General features: G+C 72.1%; 17 protein-coding genes. 12 read left to right on the forward strand and 5 right to left on the reverse strand.

All coding sequences use genetic code 11. The annotated features are described in order from the left end of the window. The first annotated feature begins 178 nt into the window (after positions 1-178). The 4 genes from egtA to egtD are packed head-to-tail and all read left to right on the forward strand — an operon-like array spanning position 179 to position 4,651. Positions 179-1,573, forward strand: coding sequence for an ergothioneine biosynthesis glutamate--cysteine ligase EgtA (gene egtA, locus ACFYW7_RS09230; RefSeq protein WP_389499720.1), 1,395 nt, complete (start codon positions 179-181; stop codon positions 1,571-1,573). Next, a complete protein-coding gene (gene egtB, locus ACFYW7_RS09235; protein WP_389499722.1) occupies positions 1,570-2,901 on the forward strand; it encodes an ergothioneine biosynthesis protein EgtB in 1,332 nt (443 codons plus the stop codon). Before egtA ends, egtB begins: the two co-directional genes overlap by 4 nt. After that, positions 2,901-3,692, forward strand: coding sequence for an ergothioneine biosynthesis protein EgtC (egtC, locus tag ACFYW7_RS09240; RefSeq protein WP_389499724.1), 792 nt, complete (start codon positions 2,901-2,903; stop codon positions 3,690-3,692). The genes egtB and egtC overlap by 1 nt, the downstream gene beginning before the upstream one ends. Further along, positions 3,689-4,651: an L-histidine N(alpha)-methyltransferase gene (egtD, locus tag ACFYW7_RS09245; protein WP_389499726.1), complete on the forward strand. Its 963-nt coding sequence runs from the start codon at positions 3,689-3,691 to the stop codon at positions 4,649-4,651. Before egtC ends, egtD begins: the two co-directional genes overlap by 4 nt. 179 nt (positions 4,652-4,830) lie before the next feature. Here the strand turns inward: egtD and ACFYW7_RS09250 are convergent, their stop codons facing one another. Next, positions 4,831-6,096, reverse strand: coding sequence for an extracellular solute-binding protein (locus tag ACFYW7_RS09250; protein WP_389499728.1), 1,266 nt, complete (start codon positions 6,094-6,096; stop codon positions 4,831-4,833). 215 nt (positions 6,097-6,311) lie between these two features. Here ACFYW7_RS09250 and ACFYW7_RS09255 point away from each other — a divergent pair, with 215 nt between their 5' ends. Next, positions 6,312-6,527: a dodecin gene (locus ACFYW7_RS09255; RefSeq protein ID WP_261707589.1), complete on the forward strand. Its 216-nt coding sequence runs from the start codon at positions 6,312-6,314 to the stop codon at positions 6,525-6,527. Positions 6,528-6,569: 42 nt separating this feature from the next. Here ACFYW7_RS09255 and ACFYW7_RS09260 read toward each other — a convergent pair whose 3' ends face one another. Beyond that, positions 6,570-7,070: an HAD family acid phosphatase gene (locus tag ACFYW7_RS09260; protein ID WP_389500406.1), complete on the reverse strand. Its 501-nt coding sequence runs from the start codon at positions 7,068-7,070 to the stop codon at positions 6,570-6,572. Between the two features lie 280 nt (positions 7,071-7,350). Between ACFYW7_RS09260 and ACFYW7_RS09265 the strand changes: the two genes are divergently transcribed. The 5 genes from ACFYW7_RS09265 to ACFYW7_RS09285 all read left to right on the forward strand — a co-directional run bounded on the left by ACFYW7_RS09265 (position 7,351) and on the right by ACFYW7_RS09285 (position 13,648). After that, entirely contained in the window at positions 7,351-7,683 is a 333-nt protein-coding gene (locus ACFYW7_RS09265; RefSeq protein ID WP_389499730.1) for a hypothetical protein, read from the forward strand. 665 nt (positions 7,684-8,348) lie between these two features. Further along, positions 8,349-9,752, forward strand: coding sequence for an AbfB domain-containing protein (locus ACFYW7_RS09270; RefSeq protein ID WP_389499732.1), 1,404 nt, complete (start codon positions 8,349-8,351; stop codon positions 9,750-9,752). Between the two features lie 26 nt (positions 9,753-9,778). Next, positions 9,779-11,161: a glycoside hydrolase family 43 protein gene (locus tag ACFYW7_RS09275; RefSeq protein WP_389499734.1), complete on the forward strand. Its 1,383-nt coding sequence runs from the start codon at positions 9,779-9,781 to the stop codon at positions 11,159-11,161. 29 nt (positions 11,162-11,190) lie between these two features. Further along, positions 11,191-12,540, forward strand: coding sequence for a jacalin-like lectin (locus tag ACFYW7_RS09280; RefSeq protein ID WP_389499736.1), 1,350 nt, complete (start codon positions 11,191-11,193; stop codon positions 12,538-12,540). Between the two features lie 310 nt (positions 12,541-12,850). Continuing rightward, positions 12,851-13,648, forward strand: coding sequence for a DUF4232 domain-containing protein (locus ACFYW7_RS09285; RefSeq protein ID WP_389499739.1), 798 nt, complete (start codon positions 12,851-12,853; stop codon positions 13,646-13,648). 97 nt (positions 13,649-13,745) lie between these two features. Here the strand turns inward: ACFYW7_RS09285 and ACFYW7_RS09290 are convergent, their stop codons facing one another. From ACFYW7_RS09290 to ACFYW7_RS09300, 3 genes are all read right to left on the reverse strand, one after another. Further along, complete coding sequence (locus tag ACFYW7_RS09290) at positions 13,746-15,767, reverse strand: ricin-type beta-trefoil lectin domain protein (protein WP_389500408.1); 2,022 nt, start codon at positions 15,765-15,767, stop codon at positions 13,746-13,748. A 723-nt stretch (positions 15,768-16,490) separates the two neighbouring features. Further along, on the reverse strand, positions 16,491-17,459 hold the full coding sequence (locus ACFYW7_RS09295) for an aldo/keto reductase (protein ID WP_389499742.1): 969 nt from the start codon (positions 17,457-17,459) through the stop codon (positions 16,491-16,493). 77 nt (positions 17,460-17,536) lie between these two features. Beyond that, a complete protein-coding gene (locus ACFYW7_RS09300) occupies positions 17,537-18,310 on the reverse strand; it encodes a nuclear transport factor 2 family protein (RefSeq protein ID WP_389499744.1) in 774 nt (257 codons plus the stop codon). A gap of 233 nt (positions 18,311-18,543) precedes the next feature. Between ACFYW7_RS09300 and ACFYW7_RS09305 the strand changes: the two genes are divergently transcribed. Beyond that, positions 18,544-19,044, forward strand: coding sequence for a methylated-DNA--[protein]-cysteine S-methyltransferase (locus tag ACFYW7_RS09305; protein WP_389499746.1), 501 nt, complete (start codon positions 18,544-18,546; stop codon positions 19,042-19,044). 214 nt (positions 19,045-19,258) lie between these two features. Further along, entirely contained in the window at positions 19,259-21,631 is a 2,373-nt protein-coding gene (locus ACFYW7_RS09310) for an ATP-binding cassette domain-containing protein (protein WP_389499749.1), read from the forward strand. Positions 21,632-21,732 lie beyond the last annotated feature (101 nt).

Raw genomic sequence — 21,732 nt, forward strand, 5'->3', positions numbered from 1 at the left:
CTGGTCGTGCGGCGCAACAGAGTTTCGCGGCCCCGCGAACAGTGTTTCCCGGTCCTGAAAGCGACGATCTGCACCCTTGTGCGAACCGCCGAGAGGGTCTTGGGTGGATGGGTGATTGCCTGGCCGGCCCACCAGACCCCGGGCCGGCGGCATGGTGGAATCTCAGGAGGATCCCCACATGTCCGATTCGGTGAGTGACTGTACGGAGCGACGCTCCGCCGTCACCGAGGCCGAGGTGGAGGCACTGGTCCATGGCATCTGCTTCAAGACCGGTCCGCCCCGCCTCCTCGGTGTCGAGGTCGAATGGCTCGTCCACGAGCTGCGTGAACCGCGGCTCCCCGTACCACCTGAACGACTGGAAGCGGCGTACGCCGCACTGCGGACCCTGCCCCTGCGTTCGGCGCTCACCGTCGAACCCGGTGGACAGCTGGAGCTGAGCTCCGCTCCCGCCGCCTCCCTGATGGAGTGCGTGGGGTCCGTCTCGGCCGACCTCGACGCCGTACGCGCGGGCTTGCGCGAGGCGGGTCTCGGCCTCAGTGGTTACGGCCAGGACCCCTGGAACCCCCCGAGCCGCTATCTCCATGAGCCCCGGTACGACGCCATGGAGCGGTACCTCGACCGCGCGGGACCCGAGGGGCGCGCCATGATGTGCACGTCGGCCTCCGTCCAGGTGTGCCTGGACGCCGGCTACGAGGAGCCGGGCCCGCTCGGGCACGGGCGCCGCTGGTGGCTGGCCCACCAGCTCGGCGCGGTCCTGGTGGCCGCGTTCGCCCACTCCCCGATGGCCCGGGGACGGCACACCGGCTGGCGCTCGACGCGGCAGTCGCTGTGGGCGTCGATGGACCCCGGCCGCACCGACGCGCCCCCTCTGAACGGCGACCCGCGCACCGCCTGGGCCCGGCACGTGCTGGACGCGCCGGTGATGTGCGTACGGGCGCCCGACGGGCCCTGGGACGTCCCGGAGCACCTGACCTTCCGGGACTGGACCCGGTCCGACGAGCCGCCGGACCGGGAGGATCTCGCCTACCACCTGACGACGCTGTTCCCACCCGTACGGCCGCGCGGTCATCTGGAACTCCGGATGATCGACGCCCAGCCGGGCGAGGACGGCTGGATCGTGCCGCTCGCGGTGACGGCGGCCCTGTTCGACGATCCGGAGGCGGCCGAGATCGCCTACCGGACCGTCAAGCCGCTCTCGGAGCGGGCCGGCCCCTCGCCCGCCCCGCGCAATCCGCTCTGGCGGGACGCCGCGCGCTTCGGCCTGGCCGATCCGGAGCTGCGCGAGGCCGCGACGGTCTGCTTCGAGGCCGCGGCCGAGGCGCTGCCCCGGCTCGGTGCCACCCGGGAGGTCCTCGACGCGGTGGCGGAGTTCACGGACCGCTACGTGGCACGGGGCCGCTGCCCCGCCGACGACCTGGCCGGCGCGGCCCGGTCCCGGCCCGACGGTCCGTCCGGGCTCCGGTCCGACAGCCGCTCAGACAGCCGCTTCGCCGACCGCTCCGACGCTCGGTTCGACGGCGGCTCCGACGGCCGCTCCGACGGTCGGTTCGACGGGAAGGACATCAGTACATGACCGGCACGACCGCCCCCGATCCGCTTAAGGATCCGGAGTCGCTCAGGCAGCGCGCGCTGGACGCTCTCGTCACCGCCCGTGACCGCACCGCGTTGCTCACCTCCTGCGTGGAGGACCCCGAACTGACCGCTCAGCACTCGCCGTTGATGTCCCCGCTGGTGTGGGACCTCGCGCACATCGGCAACCAGGAGGAGCTGTGGCTGCTGCGGACGGTCGCGGGGCGTGAGGCGATGCGGCCCGAGATCGACCGGCTCTACGACGCGTTCGAGCACCCGCGCTCCGAGCGGCCGTCGCTGCCGCTGCTGGCCCCGGCCGAGGCCCGTACGTACGCCGCCGAGGTCCGCGGCCGGGCTCTGGACGTCCTGGAGGGCGCGGCGTTCCAGGGCACCCGGCTGACCGAGGCGGGGTTCGCGTTCGGCATGATCGCCCAGCACGAACAGCAGCACGACGAGACCATGCTGATCACCCATCAGCTCCGCCGGGGTCCCGCGGCCCTCACGGCGCCGGACCCGGCGCCCGCGCCGCCGTTCACCGGACCCGCCGAAGTGCTCGTTCCCGGCGGCCCGTTCGTGATGGGCACCTCCACGGAACCGTGGGCGCTGGACAACGAGCGTCCGGCGCACCGGCGTACGGTCCCGTCCTTCTTCATCGACACGACACCTGTCACGAACGCCTCGTACCAGGCCTTCATGGAGGCGGGCGGCTACGGCGATCCGCGCTGGTGGACCCCCGAGGGCTGGGACCACATCCAGAAGCACGGCATCGACGCTCCGCAGTTCTGGCGGCGCGAGGGCGGACAGTGGCTGCGACGGCGCTTCGGCGTCACCGAGGTCGTGCCGCCCGACGAGCCGGTGCTGCACGTGTGCTGGTACGAGGCCGACGCGTACGCGCGCTGGGCGGGGCGGCGGCTGCCCACCGAGGCCGAGTGGGAGAAGGCGGCCCGCCACGACCCGGTGTCGGGCCGTTCCACGCGCTATCCGTGGGGAGACGCCGACCCCGGTCCGGATCACGCCAACCTGGGTCAGCGGCATCTGCGACCGGCTCCGGCGGGAAGCTATCCGAAGGGCGCCTCACCCCTCGGGGTGCGGCAGTTGATCGGCGACGTGTGGGAGTGGACGTCGAGCGATCTGGAGCCCTACCCCGGCTTCGTCGCGTTCCCCTACCGGGAGTACTCGGAGGTGTTCTTCGGCCCCGAGTACAAGGTGCTGCGCGGCGGTTCGTTCGCGGTGGACCCGGTGGCCTGCCGGGGCACGTTCCGCAACTGGGACCACCCCGTCCGGAGGCAGATCTTCTCCGGGTTCCGCACGGCCCGCGACGGGGATTCCTGATGTGCCGTCATCTGGCGTTCCTGGGAGGCGAGGAGAGGCTCGGAGCCGTCCTCGTGGAGCCGGAGCACAGTCTGTACCGGCAGTCGTGGGCACCCCGGCGACAGCGGCACGGGACGGTCAACGCCGACGGTTTCGGGGTGGGCTGGTACGCCGAGGGTGATCCAGTGCCGGCCCGGTACCGGCGCGACGGGCCCATCTGGGGCGACCAGTCGTTCGCGGACCTGGCCCGGGTGGTCGGGACGAGGGCGCTGCTCGCCGCGGTGCGGGACGCGACGGTGGCGGGCGCTGACGGGGAGGCCGCGGCGGCGCCGTTCGCCGCGGGCCCCTGGCTGTTCAGCCACAACGGCGCCGTCCTCGGCTGGCCGGACGCGCTCGCGCCGCTTCTGCCGGGCCTGCCCGCGGCCGAGTTGCTGGCGCTGGAGGCCCGGTGCGACTCGGCGTTCGTGTGGGCGCTGGTCCTGCACCGGCTGCGCGCCGGTGACGAGGAGGGCCAGGCGCTGGCCGACACGGTCCTGGAGGTCGCCGAGGCGGCCCCCGGGTCCCGGCTCAACCTGTTGCTCACCAACGGCGAGACGATCACCGCGACCGCCTGGGGCGACACCCTCTGGTACCGCGTCGAGCCGGGCGTTCGCACCCTCGTGGCCTCCGAACCGCACGACGACGACCCACGCTGGCGGGAGGTCCCCGACCGCACCCTCCTCACCGCGAGCCGCACCGAAGTACTCCTCACCCCGCTCAAGGACATGAGCGAGGACATGGCATCCGCACAGCGCAAGGAGCCCCGTACGTGAGTCCGTTCCTGCTGACCCGCACCCTTCCCGAGGACGCCACGGACGCGGCCCTGCGCGCCGACGTCCTGCACGGCCTCGGCCGGACGCCCAAGACGCTGCCGCCCAAGTGGTTCTACGACGCCCACGGCAGCGAGCTCTTCGAGAAGATCACCGAGTTGCCCGAGTACTACCCGACGCGCGCCGAACGCGAGATCCTGCTCTCCCGGGCGGGCGAGATCGCCGCAGCGAGCGGTGCGCGCACGCTCGTCGAGCTCGGTTCGGGCTCCTCCGACAAGACCCGCCATCTGCTGGACGCGCTGACGGACCTGCACACCTACGTGCCCGTGGACGTCAGCGAGAGCGCGCTCACCCAGGCCGGTCAGGCGCTCGTCGCCGAGCGTCCTGGCCTGAACGTGCACGCGCTGATCGCCGACTTCACCGGCGGTCTCGCGCTCCCGGACACTCCCGGGCCCCGGCTCGTGGCCTTCCTCGGCGGCACCATCGGCAATCTGCTGCCCGCCGAACGGGCGGCGTTCCTGGCGTCCGTACGGTCGCTGCTGGCACCCGGCGACGCCCTGCTGCTGGGTACGGACCTGGTCAAGGACGCGTGGGTCCTCGTGACCGCCTATGACGACGCGGCCGGTGTGACGGCGGAGTTCAACAAGAACGTGCTGAGCGTCGTCGACCGTGAGCTCGGCGCCGACTTCGATCTCGACGCGTTCGAGCACGTGGCGTTCTGGGACGCCGAACACGAGTGGATCGAGATGCGGTTGCGCTCGCGGGCGGAGCAGACGGTGAAGATCCCGGCACTGGACCTGGCCGTCCACTTCGCGGAGGGCGAGGAGCTTCGGACCGAGATCTCGGCGAAGTTCCGTGAGGACGGCGTCCGCGCCGAACTGGCCGCGGCGGGCTTCGGCCTGACCCACTGGTGGACAGACGCCCAGGGCCGCTTCGCCCTGTCCTTGAGCACCGCCGCGTAGCTCGGCGTCCCGGCGGTCGCGGCGGAGACCGACGGCGGTCGCGCACGCGGCGCCGCCACCGGGACCGACTGGGCCGCCTAGGCCACGGGAACCACCAGGACGGTCGGGCCACCGGGACGGTCCGGCGGCACCGTCGGCCCGGGCCGGGCAGGTTTCCCGGCCCGGGCCGACGGTGCCCCTCACCCGCCGTCGGCCGAGAGGATCTCGGTGATGCGGTCGGAGGCGCGCCGGGCCTCCGTCGCCGGGTCGGCTCCATCGAGGATCTTCGTCATGCAGTCCTTGATCGGATTGTCCGCCTCGACGGCGGCCCACCGGGGGGAGGCCGGGGTGGCCCGGCCGTGCGCGGCGCCCGCCGCCATGGCGGCGACCCCCGCGTCGCCCGTCACGGCTCGGGCGAGCGTGGTCTTGTTGGGCACGTACTTCATCGTGCGGGCCAGTTCGGTCTGCCACTTGGCCCCGGCGAGGGCGGCGACGACCTCGGTGGCGCCGGCGCGGTCGTCGGTGTTCTCGGGCACCACGAGGTCGGAGCCGCCGGTGAAGACCGCGCCGGGTGCCGCGGCCGTCCGGCCGGGGACCGGGAAGAAGCCCAGCTTGCCCTTGAGGTCCGGGTTCGCCCGTTCGACGGCCTGGACGAGCCCGGGCACAGCCACGATCTGCGCGACCCGGCCCTTGGCGAACACCCCCGACTGCGGCGGGTGTTCCTCGTCGGCGTCCACGGGCCCCGCGCCGAGTGCCTGGAGCCGGCGGTAGAAGTCCATGCCGCGCAGGGCGGCCGGTGTCTCCAGCGCGCCCTCCCAGTTCCCGGAGCCCGTGTCGTCGGCGAGGTCGCCGCCCTCGTCCCAGATGAATCCGGAGAGGGTGTACCAGTCCTGTCCGGCCAGGTAAATGCCTTGGTTTCCGGCGGTGTTGAGCCGTTCGGTGTCGGTGAGCCACTGTTCGCGGGTCTTCGGCGGGTGCTTGATCCCCGCTGCCGCGAACAGGTCCTTGCGGTAGATGACGACGCGGTTGGCCGCGTACCAGGGGATGCCTAACTGGCGGCTTCCGATCCGCCCGGGTTCGGCGAGGCCGGGCAGCCACCGGTCCATGCCCCAGTCGCGTATCGACTCCAGGGTCAGGTCGCTCAGACCACCGCCGTCGACGTACTGCGCGACCTGGGTGTTCCCGACCTCGATGACGTCGGGGGCGGACGGGTCCGCGCTCCGCAGCGCCTTCTGGACCTTCTCGACGATCCCGGTCCACTGCTGGACGCGGACGTCGAGCCGGAGGTCGTCGTGCTTGTCCTCGAAGTCCTCGGTGAACCGCTCGAGGAATTCCTTGGAGGCGCTGTCCTTCATGAGCCACACCGTGACGGTCCGCCGGTGCGCGCCCCCGGTGCCCGGCAGGGCTCCGCAGGCGGTGACCAGGGAAGCCGTCACGCAGACGGCGGCGAGGAGGCGACGTTTCACGAGCGGTCCTGTTCTGTCTTGCGGACAGGGGCGAGGGGCCCGACGTGGGGGACGAGCTGCTCGCTCGCACGGGTGTCCTGGAGTTTGGTATGGACCAATCACGCCGTCAAGGGCCCGCCGTCACCCGGGAAACCCCGCCGTCTCGCGGACCGCCACGCCGTGAGGCACCGTGGATGATGCCTGGCACTCCCGCCACGGCGGAGAGGAGCACCCGCATGTCCGACCACACCTACCGGGTCACCGAGATCGTCGGAACCTCGCACGAGGGCGTCGACCAGGCCATTCGCAACGGGATCACCCGGGCCTCGCAGACTCTGCGCAACCTCGACTGGTTCGAGGTCACACAGGTCAGGGGCCAGATCGAGAACGGCAGGATCGAGCACTACCAGGTCGGCCTGAAGCTCGGCTTCCGGCTCGAGGACGCCGACTGACCCTGCCCCTTCCCGCGGGTCGGCCGCCCGCCCAGAACCGCCTCAGGTCCGCCCCTCCCGCCCCTGCGCGTCCTTCAGCGCCGCCGACGCGGCCGCCCACCGTGCCCTTACGACCGTGAAGCCGGCCCGTTCCGCGTCCCCGCAGACGAGTTCGTCGTCGTCGACGAGGGCCCGGATCTCCCGGTCACGGGCCAGCCGGCGAAGGATCTCCAGTTTGGTGCGGCGGGCGGGCCTGCGGTCGTCGTCGCGCCGCATCCACATGCGCCCCTCGGGCAGGCCCTGTGCGGCCAGCCACTCCACCGTGGCCCGCCGGCAGCGCTCGGGGCGGCCGGTCAGATAGACCACCTCGCACTCCCTCGCGCTGTCCAGCGCCAGCGCCACGCCTTCCGCGAGCGGCGGGTCCTCGGGCGCCGCCGCGAAGAACGCGTCCCAGTCCCGTGGTGACCGCTCCAGGAACCGCTGCCGGTGCGCGGAGTCCGCGAGGGTGCCGTCCAGGTCGAACACGGCGAGTGGCCTGCTGGTCTTCTGCTTCACGCGGACCAGCCTAGACAGCGGCACCGACACCGGGCGGGCCACGGCGCCCGGCCCCCGCGCACAACAGCCGTTCCGACCACGCCCGGACCGTCACTCGTCCCCGTACTGACACGATCTTGTGTCGGTACGGTCCGGCCGCGGAAAAGCCGGAGCATGTTCCGCCAAGATCACCTGTCGGTGCCGCGTTCCGTCCGGGTACTCCTCCAGCGGACGCGCGCGAAGGAGCGCCGGAGTGTGCTGCACCGACCAAAAACACACAGGTCGACTCTCACAGTCCGGATGGGTACCGATGTCATCAACAGCAACGTTGCGCGGAACGTTCAAGCTCTCCGCCCGTGGGTTCTGGTTCGTCACCGCGGAGGCGGTCCTGGCCTGGCTCGTGGCCAGGAGCCTGTGGACCTGGCGCGACGACACCTACGTGCCCATGGCCGACATGCCCCGGCTGCCGTGGCTCAGCGTCGGGTTGGCGGCTTCCGTCGTGCTCAGCCTGGCTCTGCTGTCGCGCGAGCACACCTGGGCGCGAAGGCTCGGCTGGTCGCTGACGGTGGCGCGCCTCTGCGCGCTGCCCTTGATAGACCTCGAATGGAATCCGGCGATGTCGCCGTACATCTCCCTGTGGTGACCGGCCGAGGGGGCCGGTCCGGCCGCCCTCGCCGATGCCGCCACCCTGTGCGGTCCCGCCACCCCGGCGACAGCGGACGTCGCAAGACCCGGGTGCCGGCAGGAGGACGGGAGATCGAGCGACACCTTTGATCGGCCCTCCCCGCGCGGCGCCGGTCCTCGGGCTCCGACCGCTCCCTCGAGAACCGGCGTTTCACTCGAGGGCGGACGGTTCGCGGCCGCCGCCCGGTTCCACCGTCCGGCTCCGGCACGTCCGCCATGAAGAGGACCGCCGATTTCACGCCGCGGAGGGCGATCGCGTCCCGCGGCCCTCGAGTGACCCCAGGACGCCCCTCCGGTCGAGGTCGACCGATGTCGCGTCAGGGACGAACCGACCCGGGGACAGCGGCACGGGCGCCGGGCCGGCACGAAGCCCAGCCCCATGAGGATCACTCCCGGATCACGCCCAACTTCCTTCTTTCCAGGCCCTGTTCACACCACCCGGCAAGCCCTTACCGTAATGCCGCGCACAGCATGTCGTACAGCATTCGGTATTTCGAACGAGAGAGGGGTGGCGGAGGGACACCACCGCCCCGCTCTTCGGCATGCGGAGGTCCAGGTGAACCCCCTCCCCCTGTGGTGAACCCCCTTTCGCCGGCCCCGTGACCCATCCGAGGAGAGCCGCACATGACGACATCCGACACGGCGTCACCTTTCCCGCGGCCGTCCCGCCGGAGTCTGCTCCGTGCGCTGACGGTTCTGCCCGCAACCGCTTTCGTCCTGGGTGAGCTGCCCGGACCGCTCGGCATCGCCACGGCCGCGGTGCCCGCCCGCGGCTCCTCCACGCGCTACACGATCGTGCCGTTCCTCAACAGCGACGACGGCACCGTCAACGTCTACGAGTCGGACGACGCGACCGACTTCCGGCTGCTGAAGGCGTCCGCGTACACGCCGCCGGCCAACCGGATCCGCGACGCGAGCGTGTTCAGGCACACCGACGGCTACTACTACGTCACCTACACCACGCACACCTGGCAGGACGTCAGCACCACCATCGGCTTCGCCCGCAGCTCCGACCGGGTCGACTGGAGCTTCCTGTACGACTACACGGTCCCGATCACCGGGCTGTCCCGGGCCTGGGCGCCCGAGTGGTTCGTCGACGGCGACGGGAGCGTCTCGGTCATCGTGTCCTGCTCGCTCACCAGCGACGAGTGGATCTTCACGCCCTATCTGCTGAGGGCGACCGACTCGGCACTCACCAAGTGGAGTTCACCGACGGCGCTCACGGGCATCGGCCCGAACCACATCGACACCTTCGTCGTACGAACCGGGTCGACGTACCACGCGTTCACCAAGAACGAGACGACCAAGTACATCGAGTACGCGACCGCCGCCGCCCTCACCGGCCCGTACACGATCCGGCGGACCGGCGACTGGGCGGGCTGGGGCGGCACGCGTGAGGGGCCCGCGCTGGTCCGGCTCGACAACGACGGCTGGCGGATCTTCTTCGACGGCTACGGCGACGGCAGTTACTACTACAGCGACAGCTACGACTCCTTCACCACCTGGAGCGCGCCGAAGAAGCTGCCGGGGATCTCCGGCACCGCGCGGCACTTCTCCGTGGTCAAGGAGACGGTCTCCGGCGGGACCGGCCTGTCCAACGGCGTCACCCGGTCCTTCCGTTCGGGCAACTACGCGACGCGCTACTGGCAGGAGCAGTCCGCGCTGCTCAACCTCCCCGTGGTGAGCGCCTCCAGCGGCACCGCCGAGAAACAGGCGTCCACCTTCACGGTCGTGGCCGGTCTCGCCGACGCGAACGGCTACTCCTTCAAGGACGCGGCCGGCAACTACCTGCGGCACTACGACCACCGCGGCCGTTTCGACGCGAACGACGGGACGGCGACGTTCGCCAAGGACGCCACGTTCATCGTCCGGACGGGCACGGCGAGCGGCTCGCTGCGCTTCGAGTCGTACAACTACCCGGGTCACTACCTGAGGCACTACGACTACCGGCTCCGCCTGGACGTGGCCGACGGCACCGCGCTCTTCCGGCAGGACAGCTCCTTCGTCCCCGTCACGGCCTGGGCCTGACCCCCCTGAGCATCGAGGAGACCCCCATGAACGACCGTCCCCCTCAGCCGTCCCGGCGTTCCGCCCTTGGCGCGATGGCCGGCCTGACCGCCGCCTTCGCCCTCGGCACCCCGGCCGCCGCGCGTGCCGCGGCCGCGAGCGCCTACGCGATGGTCTACTTCACCGAGTCCCCGAGCGGCGACGGCGCGGACTACAGCCTTCATCTGGCCGTCAGCACCGACTCCCTCCAGTGGACGCCGCTGAACCAGAACAAGCCGCTGGTGACGCCGACGGGCGGCACCGGCGGTCTGCGCGATCCCTTCTTCCTGCGCAAACAGGACGGCACGTTCGTGGTGATCGCCACCGACCTCAAGGGCACCGACTGGAGTCTGCAGAGCCAGTACATCCACGTCTGGGACTCGGCCGATCTGCGGTCCTTCGCCAACTACCGCCGGCTGAAGCTGCACGACATGGCCACCCACAGCTGGGCGCCCGAGGCGTACTGGGACGCGGGCCGGAGCCAGTACGGGATCATCTACTCCGCGGTCAACTCCAGTGGCCACAACGTCATCATGGTGAACCACACGACCGACTTCGTGACGGCGTCGGCGGCACAGGTGTTCTTCGACCCCGGCTACGACGTGATCGACGGCGATCTGGCCGTGGGCGTGGGCGGCGTCAACTACCTGTATTTCAAGAAGGACCAGACCCTGGTCGGCGCCCGGTCGTCCTCCCTGGACCCGGGCAGCTTCACCGTGTTCAGCACGCCGGTCGCGCACGGCGGCACCGAGGCACCGATCCTGGTCAAGTCCCAGTCGACGGGAAAATGGTTCCTCTGGGGAGACACCTACACGCCCAACGGCGTCTTCTACGCCTGGCAGTCCACCGATCTGGCGAGCGGCACCTGGACGGCCGTCGACCAGCGGCTCTACACCCAGCCGCTCAACTCCAAGCACGGGGGCATCCAGCCGATCACCACCACGGAGTACGCCGACCTCCTCGCGAAGTGGGGCGCTCCCGCCTGGAACCGGCTCAAGTCCTACAACTATCCGGCGCGTTACGTCCGGCACTCCAACTACGCCGGCCGGATCGACGCGTACCCGTTCGACCCGTACGCGGACTCCCAGTGGACGCTGGCACCGGGACTCGCCGACACGGCGGGCGTCTCGTTCCGTTCGGTCAACTACCCGACCCGCTACCTGCGGCACAGCAACTACCAGATGGTGCTCGCCGCCGACGACGGGACGACGACGTTCGCGCAGGACGCCACGTTCTACCGGACGGCGGGCCTGGCCGACACGTCGTGGTCGTCCTTCCGTTCCTACAACAACCCGGACCGGTACCTCAGGCACGCGGACTACGTGCTGCGCATCGATCCGGTCTCCACCTCCACCGGCAAGGCCGACGCGACCTTCTCGGTCGGCTTCTGACGCCCCTTCGTCCCCCAGGAGACACCCCCATGTCCCCGCTCCGCAGACTTCTCACCGGTGCGGCGGCCGCGGCCGTCGCACTCGGCGGACTCACCGCGACCGCCTCCCCCGCCACCGCCGCCGACTCGGGCACCTTCAGCGTGCTCACCTACAACGTCGCCGGGCTGCCCGAGGGCATCTCCAGCGCTCCCACACCCCGTCAGTCCAGCACCACGGCGATCGGCGGGCGCATCGCCCCCTACGACATCGTCCATGTGCAGGAGGACTTCAACTACCACGCGTACCTGTACGCGGCCGACACCGCACACCCCTTCCGCACCGCCACCAGCGGCGGCGCCGGCATCGGCAGCGGTCTCAACACCCTCTCGAAGATCTCGTACGACACCGACGACTTCGAGCGGGTCGGCTGGAACTCCTGCCAGATCGACTCCGGCGACTGCCTGACCCCCAAGGGCTTCACCTTCATGAGGGAACGCCTCGCCGAGGGCGTCTACGTCGACTTCTACAACGTGCACACCAACGCGGGCACCAGCGCCGGCGACCTCGCCGCACGCGCCGACAACCTCGACCAGCTGACCGCGTTCATCAGCACGCGTTCGGCGGGGAACGCCGTCGTCGTCATGGGCGACACGAACACCCGCTACACCCGTTCCGGCGACACGATCGCGGAGTTCGCCGGTGCCAACGGGCTGACGGACGCCTGGGTCCGGCTCGTCCGCGGCGGTACCCCGCCGGCCAAGGGCAGCGACGCGCTCGTCTGCGACCAGAGCGGCACCACCGTGCCGAACACCTGCGAGGTCGTCGACAAGATCCTCTACCGCGGCAGCAAGCTCGTCACGCTCACCGCCACCGGCTACGGCAACGAGCACGCGCGGTTCCTGACCTCCGACGCCCTGATGCTCTCCGACCACGACCCCGTCACCGCGTCGTTCACCTGGTCGCGCAATCCGGACTTCCAGCTCAGCGACCAGTTCGGCGGGCCGCACGGCGACCACTTCAACGACCTCGCCGCGGTGCCGGCCGGTGCCCGCGCGACCACCGTCTCCCTGAGCAGCGGCGCACGGGTCGACCGGATGGGACTGACACTGAGCGACGGCACGACGCTCGCCCACGGCGGGACGGGCGGCACCAGCGCCTCGCTGACCCTGGGCGGCGGCGAGTACGTCACCTCCGCCCAGTTCTGCGCGGGCGTGAAGGACGGCCGCACCCGGATCTTCTCCGCGCGATTCACCACGAACCTCGGCCGCGCCCTGGCCGGGGGCACGACGACATCGGACTGCGTGACCCGCACCGCCCCGGCCGGGCGGCAGATCGCCGGCTTCCACGGCCGTGCGGGCGACGAGGTGGACAAGATCGGCGTCGTCTACACCCTGCGCTGACCGGACAGCGTCGAACCGGTCCCCGTCCGGCGCCGGCGGGGAACCGGTTCCCCCATCCAACCCGCTTGTCTGCGGGGTCATTCGACCGCGCCACCGGGCTCGGCCGTGAGTGCGGCACACGGTCGCGCCCGCCCGGCGTCGACGGCTTCCGACCGGTCGGATCGCGAACCCGGGCGGGTGGACCCGGCGTCGTTCGTCGGCCGATCCCGTGAATTTCTCGGCCGGGGGCGCATCGGTGGGTGGTCACGGGGAACAACGCGCCGTGCGCACGCGCGCGAAGCCCGTGCGCGGACACCCAAGGAGTGGTGACATGTCGACCTTCCTCCGCGCGACGGCGGACACGGACCGACCCGACCAGGTGTCCCGGCGCGAGGACCGGCCCTGGCCCGCCCCGCCCGGCGCTTCACCCGCCACACACCGGCCTTCGTCCACCGCGCACCGCGCACCGCGCACGACCCGGCGGGCCACGCTGCTCGCGGGCGTCGCGCTGCTCGGCCTGCTGACCGCCTGCGGCACCGACACCCCGGGCGCTGCGTCGGCGGAATCGCCCGGCGCGACGGACCCCGCGTCCCGGAACACGAGCACGGACACCGATTCCGCCGACCCGTCCGGCCCGTCCGGGAAGGAATCCGGAACGGGAACGGACTCGGGCACCGCCGCGGCCCCCTCCGGGGACACCGGCCCCGGCGGCGGCCGCTGTCACACCTCCGAGCTGCGCGCCTCGGTCGGCACCGAGGACCCGGGAGCGGGGCAGGAGAACTTCCCCGTCGTCCTGACCAACCGTTCCGGGCGGACCTGCACCGTGCGCGGCTACCCGGGGGCGGCGTTCGTCGACGCGTCCGGCAAGCAGCTCGGCCCCGACCCCCGGCGGTCCCCGGGCACGCCGACGACGATCGTGCTGGCACCCGGACGAAGCGCGTGGTCGGGGCTGACCTTCTCCAACCCCGAGATCAGCGGGGCCCGTACGGCGACGCCCGCCTCGCTCGTCGTCACCCCGCCCGACGAGCGGGACCCGCTCACGGTGCGGTGGACGTGGGGCGAGGTGCCGGTGTCCGGCAACGCGTCTTCGGTGTCCCTGACGGTCGTCCGCGCGGGAAGCGGCACCTGACCGTACGCCCGGCGGCCGCCCTCCCCGTCAGCTGCACCCGTGCCCGGCGTCCGGTTTCCTCTCGCCCCGAGCAGTCGGGCCGACGGGGACCACGGCGTCACCGACGGCCTCCTCGGCCTCCGCCGCCGACCGATCCCGAGCCGTCGGCCCCGAAGCCGTACCAGCCGTCCCCGTAAGAGCCGTCCCGTCCGCCCCTCTGACAGGAGTAGTCGTAGGAGCAGGAGCCGTCGGTCGGAGCGGCGGGCGCCGTCGTCCGTACCGGAGCGGCCGGGGTCGTGGCGGACGTCCCGGGAGTGCCGGACGCCGGTTCCGTAGAGGACCCGGGCGGCTCCGGGGAGGCCTCGGCCGTCGTGTCGCCGCCCGAGGAGCCCCAGTTGACGACCTCCAGTTGGAGGGAGGGCGAGGTGGTGTCGAGCGTCCAGTGCTGCGTCGGCTGGTCCTTGCGGACCTTGAGGACGAGCGCCGACTCCCCCTTGGCCGCGGCGGGGGTGAGGGCCAACTCCTGGTTCCAGCGCGGCACCAGCATGCCCTGGAGGGTGAAGTCGTAGCGGACGTACTTGGCGTCCGGCTGCGACGTGCCCGGGCAGGAGGCCAGTTGGACCGAGTAGCCCAGGCGCGAGTCGAGACACAGGTCGGGGTGGGCCGCGTCGCGCAACAGGCCGTCCGCCGCGTACGACCATTGCAGCGCCGACTCCGAGGCGCAGGCGGTGAGCCGGGCCTCGACACCCTTCGCGGGCTTGTCCCCGGCGGTGCCGACGCACAGTCCGGACGCGGCGTTGCGCAGCCGGCCGCGGACGCTGCCGTCCGCCTGCTTGTCGGTTCCGACCCAGGACGGGTTCGTACCGTGACTCGGCTTCACCGAGGAGCCGGCGTCGGTCGCGCCGTCACCGCCGGAGCCCATATCGGCCGCCCACAGGACCAGCGGAACCACGATCAGCGCGCCGACGGTCAGCACGGCGAGCGCGACGTTGCGGCGGTACGCGGCGCGCCGGGGCGCCTTGTGCGGCACGCCCCTGCGGGACGCCCGACGGCCCGTGCCGGAGGACGGCGCGCGTCGACGGGAGGGGCGTTCGCCCGTGCCGGACACGGCTGTTCCCCGGGGAGCCGGGGCGGCCGGTGGCGACGCGGCCGGGTCGTGGGCCGCGGGCGCGGCCTCGGTGTCCGCGGGAGCGGTCGGCGGCGTGCTCCGAGGAAGGCCGGGTGGGCGAGCGTCGCCGTCCTCGGGCCGGTACTCGACGAACGGGTCGGAATCGGCGGTCGCCGCGGCGCTCGCGAAGGCCTCGCCGTCGGTGCTCGCGCGGCTCCCCGGCTCCGTGTCCGTCCCCGCGCGCGTGGCGGCCCGTGCCCGGCGGGAGGCCACATAGGCGTGCGCTCCCCAGCCGAGGACGGCCTCGGCGAGCGGGACGGCGAGGTCGCCGTTGAACTGGTTCAACTGGTCGGCCGCGTCGCGGCAGTGGCCGCATCGGTCCATGTGGCGCCGCAGGTCGGGGTCGAGGTCATTGCCGCCGCGCCTGAAGGAGACGTCGAGCATGCGGTGGTAGCGGCGGCACTCGTCCCCGGGGGCGAGTTCGCGGTGGATCTCCAGACAGGCCTCGCGCAGCCGTTCCCCGGCCCGCTCCAGTTCGATGACCGCGTCCTCGTGGGGCAGGCCCAACAGCGCTGCGGGCACGTCCAGTCGCTCGGCCTCGATCGTCACGTGCCAGAGCAGGCAACGGGCTTGCTCCGGCAGGCGCGCGAAGGCCCGGGACAGCAGGCGTCTGCCCTCGACGGGAAGCAGACGCGCCGCCGCCCGGTCCTCCCGGTCGGCCTCGGCGAGGAGTTCGGGATCCAGCAGCGCGCGCCGCTGGTCGTTGAGCCACTCGGCGGCTATGCGACGGACGGTGACGAGCAACTGGGGCCGCCACGCGGCGCTCGGCCCGCTCTGGTGCAGCGAATCCCCGAACAGACGCGTGAATGAGGCGGTGGTGAGCATTCCGGCGGGGCGCACTCCGTCGGTGCACAACCGGGCGTAGGAGAACACCGCTTCCCAGTGGCGGTCCAGGAGTTCCCCGACCGGATAGTTCGCCGGAGTGCCTCCCGGGCTCTTCTTCAACTCGGCCGCGAGACGCGCATCCGGCACCTCGAACAAGCGGTCGGGGTCAGACGAATGAGACAGCGTTCCGTCATCCACGTCCGCTTTCCTCCCAAAGGTAGCGCGGCGAAAAGTCCATACCAATGGGTATGTCGACCACCCGGCGGGGCCACGAGATCCACCCAGGGGGGTCGCGCCGCGAACGACCACCCCTGACGGCCCTTCGGGGCGAGGTGGGAACGGGCGCGCCGTACGTGCGCAGAAGAAAGCCACTATTGTCTGCACGCCGACAACGCCCACCATTTCACAGGGCGGCGAGCCGGAACAAGCGATCCCCGATTTTCCCCCAATGCGACGCGGCCCGGGATATTGACCGAATGTCAGTCAAGGCCGCGCTAAAAGGAATTCGGAAACCCGACGGTACTGCGGTCCGTCCCGAACTCTCCACAATGGGAGCGCTCTCACGCGCTCATCCGAGCACCTTTCCGCACAGTATTTCCCTAGGCCGCGCACCGGTCTGCGTTCCCGTCTCCGTTCCCGGCTCCGCGCTAGCCCCGGTGCGCCACCTTCCGGACGCCACACGGCCGTCGGGGCGGGCTTGCCGACCGTCGTGAGCCGACCGGGCCCGGCGGCACGGACGGCGGGCGCTCCGGCGACGGCGGCCGGGGGAGCAAGGCCGCGGGCACGACGAGGCGGGCATGGGGACGGCGGGTCAGGACGGCCAAGGACCGCCGGGGACCACCGGGACCGCCGGGGACTCGCGGCCAGGCCTCAGTGGCCGCTGATCGCCCTGGGTGTGTAGGGCTGTTCGAGCCGCTCCATCTCCTTCTCCGTGAGGTCCACGTCGAGCGCGGCCACCGCGTCCTCGATGTGCGGCGCCTTCGTCGCGCCGACGACGGGCGCGGTCACGGTGCCGCGCCGCAGCAGCCAGGCGAGCGCGATCCGGGCGCGCGGCACTCCTCGGTCGGCGGCGACGCGCGCGACCGCGTCGACGATCTCGCGGTCGCCGTCCCGGTACAGGTTCCGGCCGAAGTCGTCGCGTCGGCTGCGAGCGGTGGCCGTGTCCCAGTCGCGGGTGAGCCGGCCGCGGGCGAGCGGGCTCCACGGCAGGACACCGACCCCCTGGTCGGCGCAGAGGGGCAGCATCTCGCGCTCCTCCTCGCGGTAGAGGAGGTTGTAGTGGTTCTGCATGGAGACGAACCTGGTCCAGCCGTGCAGCGTGGCCGTGTACTGGGCCTTGGAGAACTGCCAGGCGTACATCGAACTGGCCCCGATGTAACGGGCCTTGCCCGCCTTCACCACGTCGTGCAGGGCCTCCATGGTCTCCTCGACCGGGGTGGCCGGGTCGAAACGGTGGATCTGGTAGAGGTCCACGTAGTCGGTGCCGAGGCGGCGGAGGCTGTTGTCGATCTCCGTCATGATCGCTTTGCGGGACAGGCCGCGCCCGTTGGGCCCCTCGTGCATCGCGCCGTTGACCTTGCCGGCGATGACGATCTCGTCGCGGCGCGCGAACTCGGCGAGCGCCCGGCCGACGATCTCCTCGCTGGTGCCGTCGGAGTACACGTTCGCGGTGTCGAAGAAGGTGATCCCGGCCTCCAGCGCCTGGCGGATCAAGGGGCGGGATGCCTCCTCGTCCAGGGTCCATTCGTGGACGCCCCGGTCGGGGAGACCGAAACTCATGCAGCCGAGGCAGATCCGGGAGACGTCCAGACCCGTCGAACCCAGTTTCACGTACCGCATGCTCACTCCTGCTCTCGCTGCCGGTGGGGTGGGAGATCCGAGGACGGATCCCTGCCCGCCCGGAGCGCCTCGCAGCCCTACCGCGCGGGGGCTTGGACGTCGTCGTAGACCCGCACCGACGTGATCAGGCCATCGCCGCCGCGGGTACACACCGCGAGCCCGGGCTGCGGCGGCAGCTCGACACCGCCCCAGCGGTCGCAGACGTACTCGAACGCGCTGCGGGTGCCGTCCTCGGTCACGGTGCACAGTTTGAGCGGGATACCGCCGCCCGCGGCGAAGAGCGAGTCGTACAGCTCGGTCAGCTCCTTCGCGCCGACGCTCCGTCGCCCGTCGCCCGTCGGTCCGCGGAAGGTGCCGTCCGGCGCGAAGAGGGCGACGACGGCCTCGGTGACGCCCGCGTCGACGGCGGCCTTGTAGGCGCCCGCCGCTCCGGAGAGCCGCAGCCCCGGGTCCGGCCGCAGCACGGGGCGGCGGACGACGTGCCGGCCGAGCAGCGGCCGCCGGGAGTGGTGGATCCGCACCGGCAGCGGGGCGGCCGGGTCCACCACCGCGGCGACCGGCAGCCCGACGCGCGCACCCTCAGGACCCTCCAGGTGTACGACCCATTCACCGACGGCGCGCCGCTCACCGAACGTGGTCACGACCTCCTCGATCTCCACCTTGTGTTCCGCCCGCCAGGTGTCCTGTACGGCCAGCCAGGCGGCCAGGACACCGACACCGCTGATCCGGCCCGCCTCCGGGTCGTCGAGGGCGACGGGCACCGTGGCGGACAGCGGGTCGCGCAGCGCGTGGGCGAGATCGGCGCCGCCGAGCCGGTCGACGAGGTCGGGGATCTGCGGGATCCAGACCATGGGGACTCCTGGGCCGTGCGGAGTGGTCGCCTTCGATCGTGGGCCCGCCGCGGCCCGGGCGCGACCTCAACGGCCTGGCACGGGTGACGCGCCCGGCGCCCGCGGTCCGGGCGGGCGCGGAATCCGCGGACTTCCGGCACAGTGCGATGTCCGAATCCCGCCGGACGGATCACCGCGCGGGGCGCACTGTTGAGGGTGAACACGCTGTGCGACCTTGGAGAGGAACCGGCCCGATGACGGTCTACACGACGATGGACAGCCCGCTGGGCCGCTTGCTGCTGGTGGGTGAGGAGTCCGCCACCGCCAAGGGCGGCACCGCGCTCGCCGCACTGTCCGTGCCAGGCCAGAAGTACGGCGCGGTCGTCCAGGACGGCTGGCGACAGGACCCGGAGGCCTTCGGGGAGATCGTCGCGCAGCTGCGCTCGTACTTCGACGGCCGGCTGACGGCCTTCGACATCGAGTACGTGACGAGCGGGAGCGACTTCCAGCGGCGCGTCTGGAAGGCCCTGGAGGACATCCCGTACGGCACCACCCTGAGCTACGGGGAGGTCGCCGCGCGGATCGGCGCGTCCCGGGCCGCGGTCCGTGCCGTCGGGACGGCGATCGGGGCGAACCCGCTGCTGATCGTCCGCCCCTGCCACCGGGTGATCGGCGCGAGCGGCGCGCTCACCGGCTACTCCGGGGGGCTGGAGCGCAAGCGGCAGCTGCTGGACCTGGAGGACGTGCCCTCCTGACCGGCGCGAACCCGCCCGGGCGCCGGTCGCCGGCGCGACGGCCGGGACGGACTTCGGACCGTCCCGGCCGTCCCGGCCCGGCCCGGCAGCGGCGCCTCTCCCGGTCGCGGAGCCGGCGCCGACCTAGAATCGTGGGGTTTGCCCAGCGTCCCGCCGACGCCCCGGTCCCCGGCCGCCGTGCCGCGGCTCCGGGCCGCCCACAGGAGTCCCGCCGATGCCCGGTCCCGACGACCGCCCCCACGACCCGTACATCCGCGTCCGCGGGGCCCGGGAGCACAATCTGCGGGGTGTGGACGTCGACATCCCCCGGGACGTGCTCGTGGTGTTCACGGGGGTGTCGGGGTCCGGGAAGTCCTCGCTGGCCTTCGGGACGATCTACGCCGAGGCGCAGCGCCGGTACTTCGAGTCGGTCGCCCCTTACGCGCGACGGCTGATCCATCAGGTGGGGGCGCCGAAGGTCGGGGAGATCACCGGGCTGCCACCGGCCGTGTCGCTCCGGCAGCGGAGGTCGGCGCCCACCTCGCGCTCGTCGGTGGGTACGGTCACCCATCTGTCCAACTCGCTGCGGATGCTGTTCTCCCGCGCGGGCGAGTATCCGGCGGGAGCCGAGCGGCTCGACTCGGACGCGTTCTCGCCGAACACGGCGGCCGGGGCGTGCCCCGAGTGCCACGGCCTCGGTCAAGTGCACCGTACGACCGAGGAGTTGCTCGTCCCCGATCCGGCGCTGTCGATCCGTGAGGGCGCGATCGCCGCCTGGCCCGGGGCCTGGCAGGGCAAGAACCTGCGGGACATCCTCGACACGCTCGGGCACGACGTGGACCTGCCCTGGCGCGAGCTGCCCGCGAAGGAACGGGAGTGGATCCTGTTCACGGACGAGCAGCCGGTGGTCACGGTGCATCCGGTGCGCGAGGCCGAGCGCATCCAGCGCCCTTACCAGGGGACGTACATGAGCGCGCGGCGTTATGTCCTGAAGACGTTCTCGGACACGAAGAGCGCCACGCTGCGGGCCAAGGCCGAGCGGTTCCTCGCCGCCGCTCCCTGCCCGGCGTGCGGCGGCAGCAGGCTGCGGCCCGAGGCGCTGGCGGTCACGTTCGCGGGGCGCACCATCGCCGAACTGGCCGCGCTGCCCCTGGCCGGCCTCGCGAAGTCCCTCACGGGCGGTTCCGAGACCGCCCGTGTCCTGACCGAGGACCTCACCGGCCGTATCGCGCCCATCGTCGAACTCGGGCTCGGCTATCTGAGTCTCGACCGGTCCACCCCCACCCTCTCGGCCGGTGAACTCCAACGGCTGCGACTGGCCACGCAGTTGCGCTCCGGGCTCTTCGGTGTGGTGTACGTCCTCGACGAGCCGTCCGCCGGACTGCACCCGGCGGACACCGAGGCGCTGCTCACCGTGCTGGAGCGGCTGAAGGCGGCGGGCAACTCGGTGTTCGTCGTGGAGCACCACTTCGATGTCGTACGCGGCGCGGACTGGCTGGTCGACGTGGGCCCGCACGGCGGGGAGCACGGCGGGCGCGTGCTGCACAGCGGCCCGGTCGCGGCCCTGGAGGGCGTGCCGGAGTCCGCGACGGCGCGCTTCCTCTTCGACCGCTCCCCCGCCCCCCGGCGCCCGGCGCGCACGCCCCGTGGCCAGGTGCGGGTCGGCCCGGTGCACCGGCACAATCTGCGCGGGGTCACCGCCGAGTTCCCGCTCGGGGTGTTCACCGCGGTGACCGGGGTCTCCGGGTCGGGGAAGTCCACGCTGATCGGCGAGTTGACGGAGCAGTCGGCGGGCGTCGGCCGGCTGATCAGTGTCGACCAGCGACCGATCGGCCGCACGCCCCGCTCCAACCTCGCCACGTACATCGGGCTGTTCGACGTCGTGCGCAAGGTGTTCGCCTCGACGGAGGAGGCCGGGGCGCGCGGCTACGGCGTGGGGCGCTTCTCCTTCAATGTCGCCGGAGGGCGCTGCGAGACCTGCCAGGGCGAGGGCTTCGTCAGTGTGGAGCTGCTGTTCCTGCCCAGCACCTACGCCCCCTGCCCGGACTGCGCGGGCGCGCGCTACAACCGCGAGACCCTCGAAGTCACGTACCGGGGAAGGAACATCGCGCAGGTCCTGGACCTGACGGTCGAGGCGGCGGCAGGGTTCTTCTCCGCGTCGGACACCCCGGCGGTCGAGCGCAGCCTCGGCACCTTGCTCGACGTGGGCCTCGGCTATCTCCGACTCGGCCAGCCCGCGACGGAGTTGTCGGGCGGGGAGGCCCAGCGCATCAAGCTGGCGAGCGAGTTGCAGCGGATGCGGCGGGGGCACACCTTCTATCTGCTCGACGAGCCGACGACGGGGCTCCATCCGGCCGATGTCGAGGTGCTGATGCGGCAGTTGCACGGGCTCGTGGACGCCGGTCACACCGTCGTGGTGGTGGAGCACGACATGACGGTCGTGGCGGGCGCCGACTGGGTGATCGACCTGGGGCCCGGTGGCGGCGAGGAGGGCGGCCGGATCGTGGCCGCCGGTCCACCCGCGCGGGTGGCGGCGTCGGCCGGCCGGACGGCGCCCTACCTCGCCCGCGAACTCGCCCATGCCGGGCACCGTCACCCGCGCGGGTGACGGGTCCTGATCCGCTCCCGGAACCCGCCGGGCGACGGACCCGGTCCGGTACCGGGACCCCCTATGGGCAACGGCCGCCGGCCCGGCACCGCCGGCAGGCT

Origin of the sequence: Streptomyces sp. NPDC002580 (assembly GCF_042889485.1) — a bacterium.
GTDB lineage: Bacteria > Actinomycetota > Actinomycetes > Streptomycetales > Streptomycetaceae > Streptomyces.

What these genes read in the sequence shown, in the direction of transcription:
- egtC (WP_389499724.1), top strand. Translation starts at nt 2,901, where the DNA reads ATGTGCCGTCATCTGGCGTTCCTGGGAGGCGAGGAGAGGCTCGGAGCC.
- ACFYW7_RS09275 (WP_389499734.1), top strand. Translation starts at nt 9,779, where the DNA reads ATGAACGACCGTCCCCCTCAGCCGTCCCGGCGTTCCGCCCTTGGCGCG.
- ACFYW7_RS09265 (WP_389499730.1), top strand. Translation starts at nt 7,351, where the DNA reads ATGTCATCAACAGCAACGTTGCGCGGAACGTTCAAGCTCTCCGCCCGT.
- ACFYW7_RS09255 (WP_261707589.1), top strand. Translation starts at nt 6,312, where the DNA reads ATGTCCGACCACACCTACCGGGTCACCGAGATCGTCGGAACCTCGCAC.
- ACFYW7_RS09295 (WP_389499742.1), bottom strand. Translation starts at nt 17,459, where the DNA reads ATGCGGTACGTGAAACTGGGTTCGACGGGTCTGGACGTCTCCCGGATC.
- egtB (WP_389499722.1), top strand. Translation starts at nt 1,570, where the DNA reads ATGACCGGCACGACCGCCCCCGATCCGCTTAAGGATCCGGAGTCGCTC.
- ACFYW7_RS09305 (WP_389499746.1), top strand. Translation starts at nt 18,544, where the DNA reads ATGACGGTCTACACGACGATGGACAGCCCGCTGGGCCGCTTGCTGCTG.
- ACFYW7_RS09270 (WP_389499732.1), top strand. Translation starts at nt 8,349, where the DNA reads ATGACGACATCCGACACGGCGTCACCTTTCCCGCGGCCGTCCCGCCGG.
- ACFYW7_RS09300 (WP_389499744.1), bottom strand. Translation starts at nt 18,310, where the DNA reads ATGGTCTGGATCCCGCAGATCCCCGACCTCGTCGACCGGCTCGGCGGC.
- ACFYW7_RS09280 (WP_389499736.1), top strand. Translation starts at nt 11,191, where the DNA reads ATGTCCCCGCTCCGCAGACTTCTCACCGGTGCGGCGGCCGCGGCCGTC.
- ACFYW7_RS09285 (WP_389499739.1), top strand. Translation starts at nt 12,851, where the DNA reads ATGTCGACCTTCCTCCGCGCGACGGCGGACACGGACCGACCCGACCAG.
- ACFYW7_RS09310 (WP_389499749.1), top strand. Translation starts at nt 19,259, where the DNA reads ATGCCCGGTCCCGACGACCGCCCCCACGACCCGTACATCCGCGTCCGC.
- egtA (WP_389499720.1), top strand. Translation starts at nt 179, where the DNA reads ATGTCCGATTCGGTGAGTGACTGTACGGAGCGACGCTCCGCCGTCACC.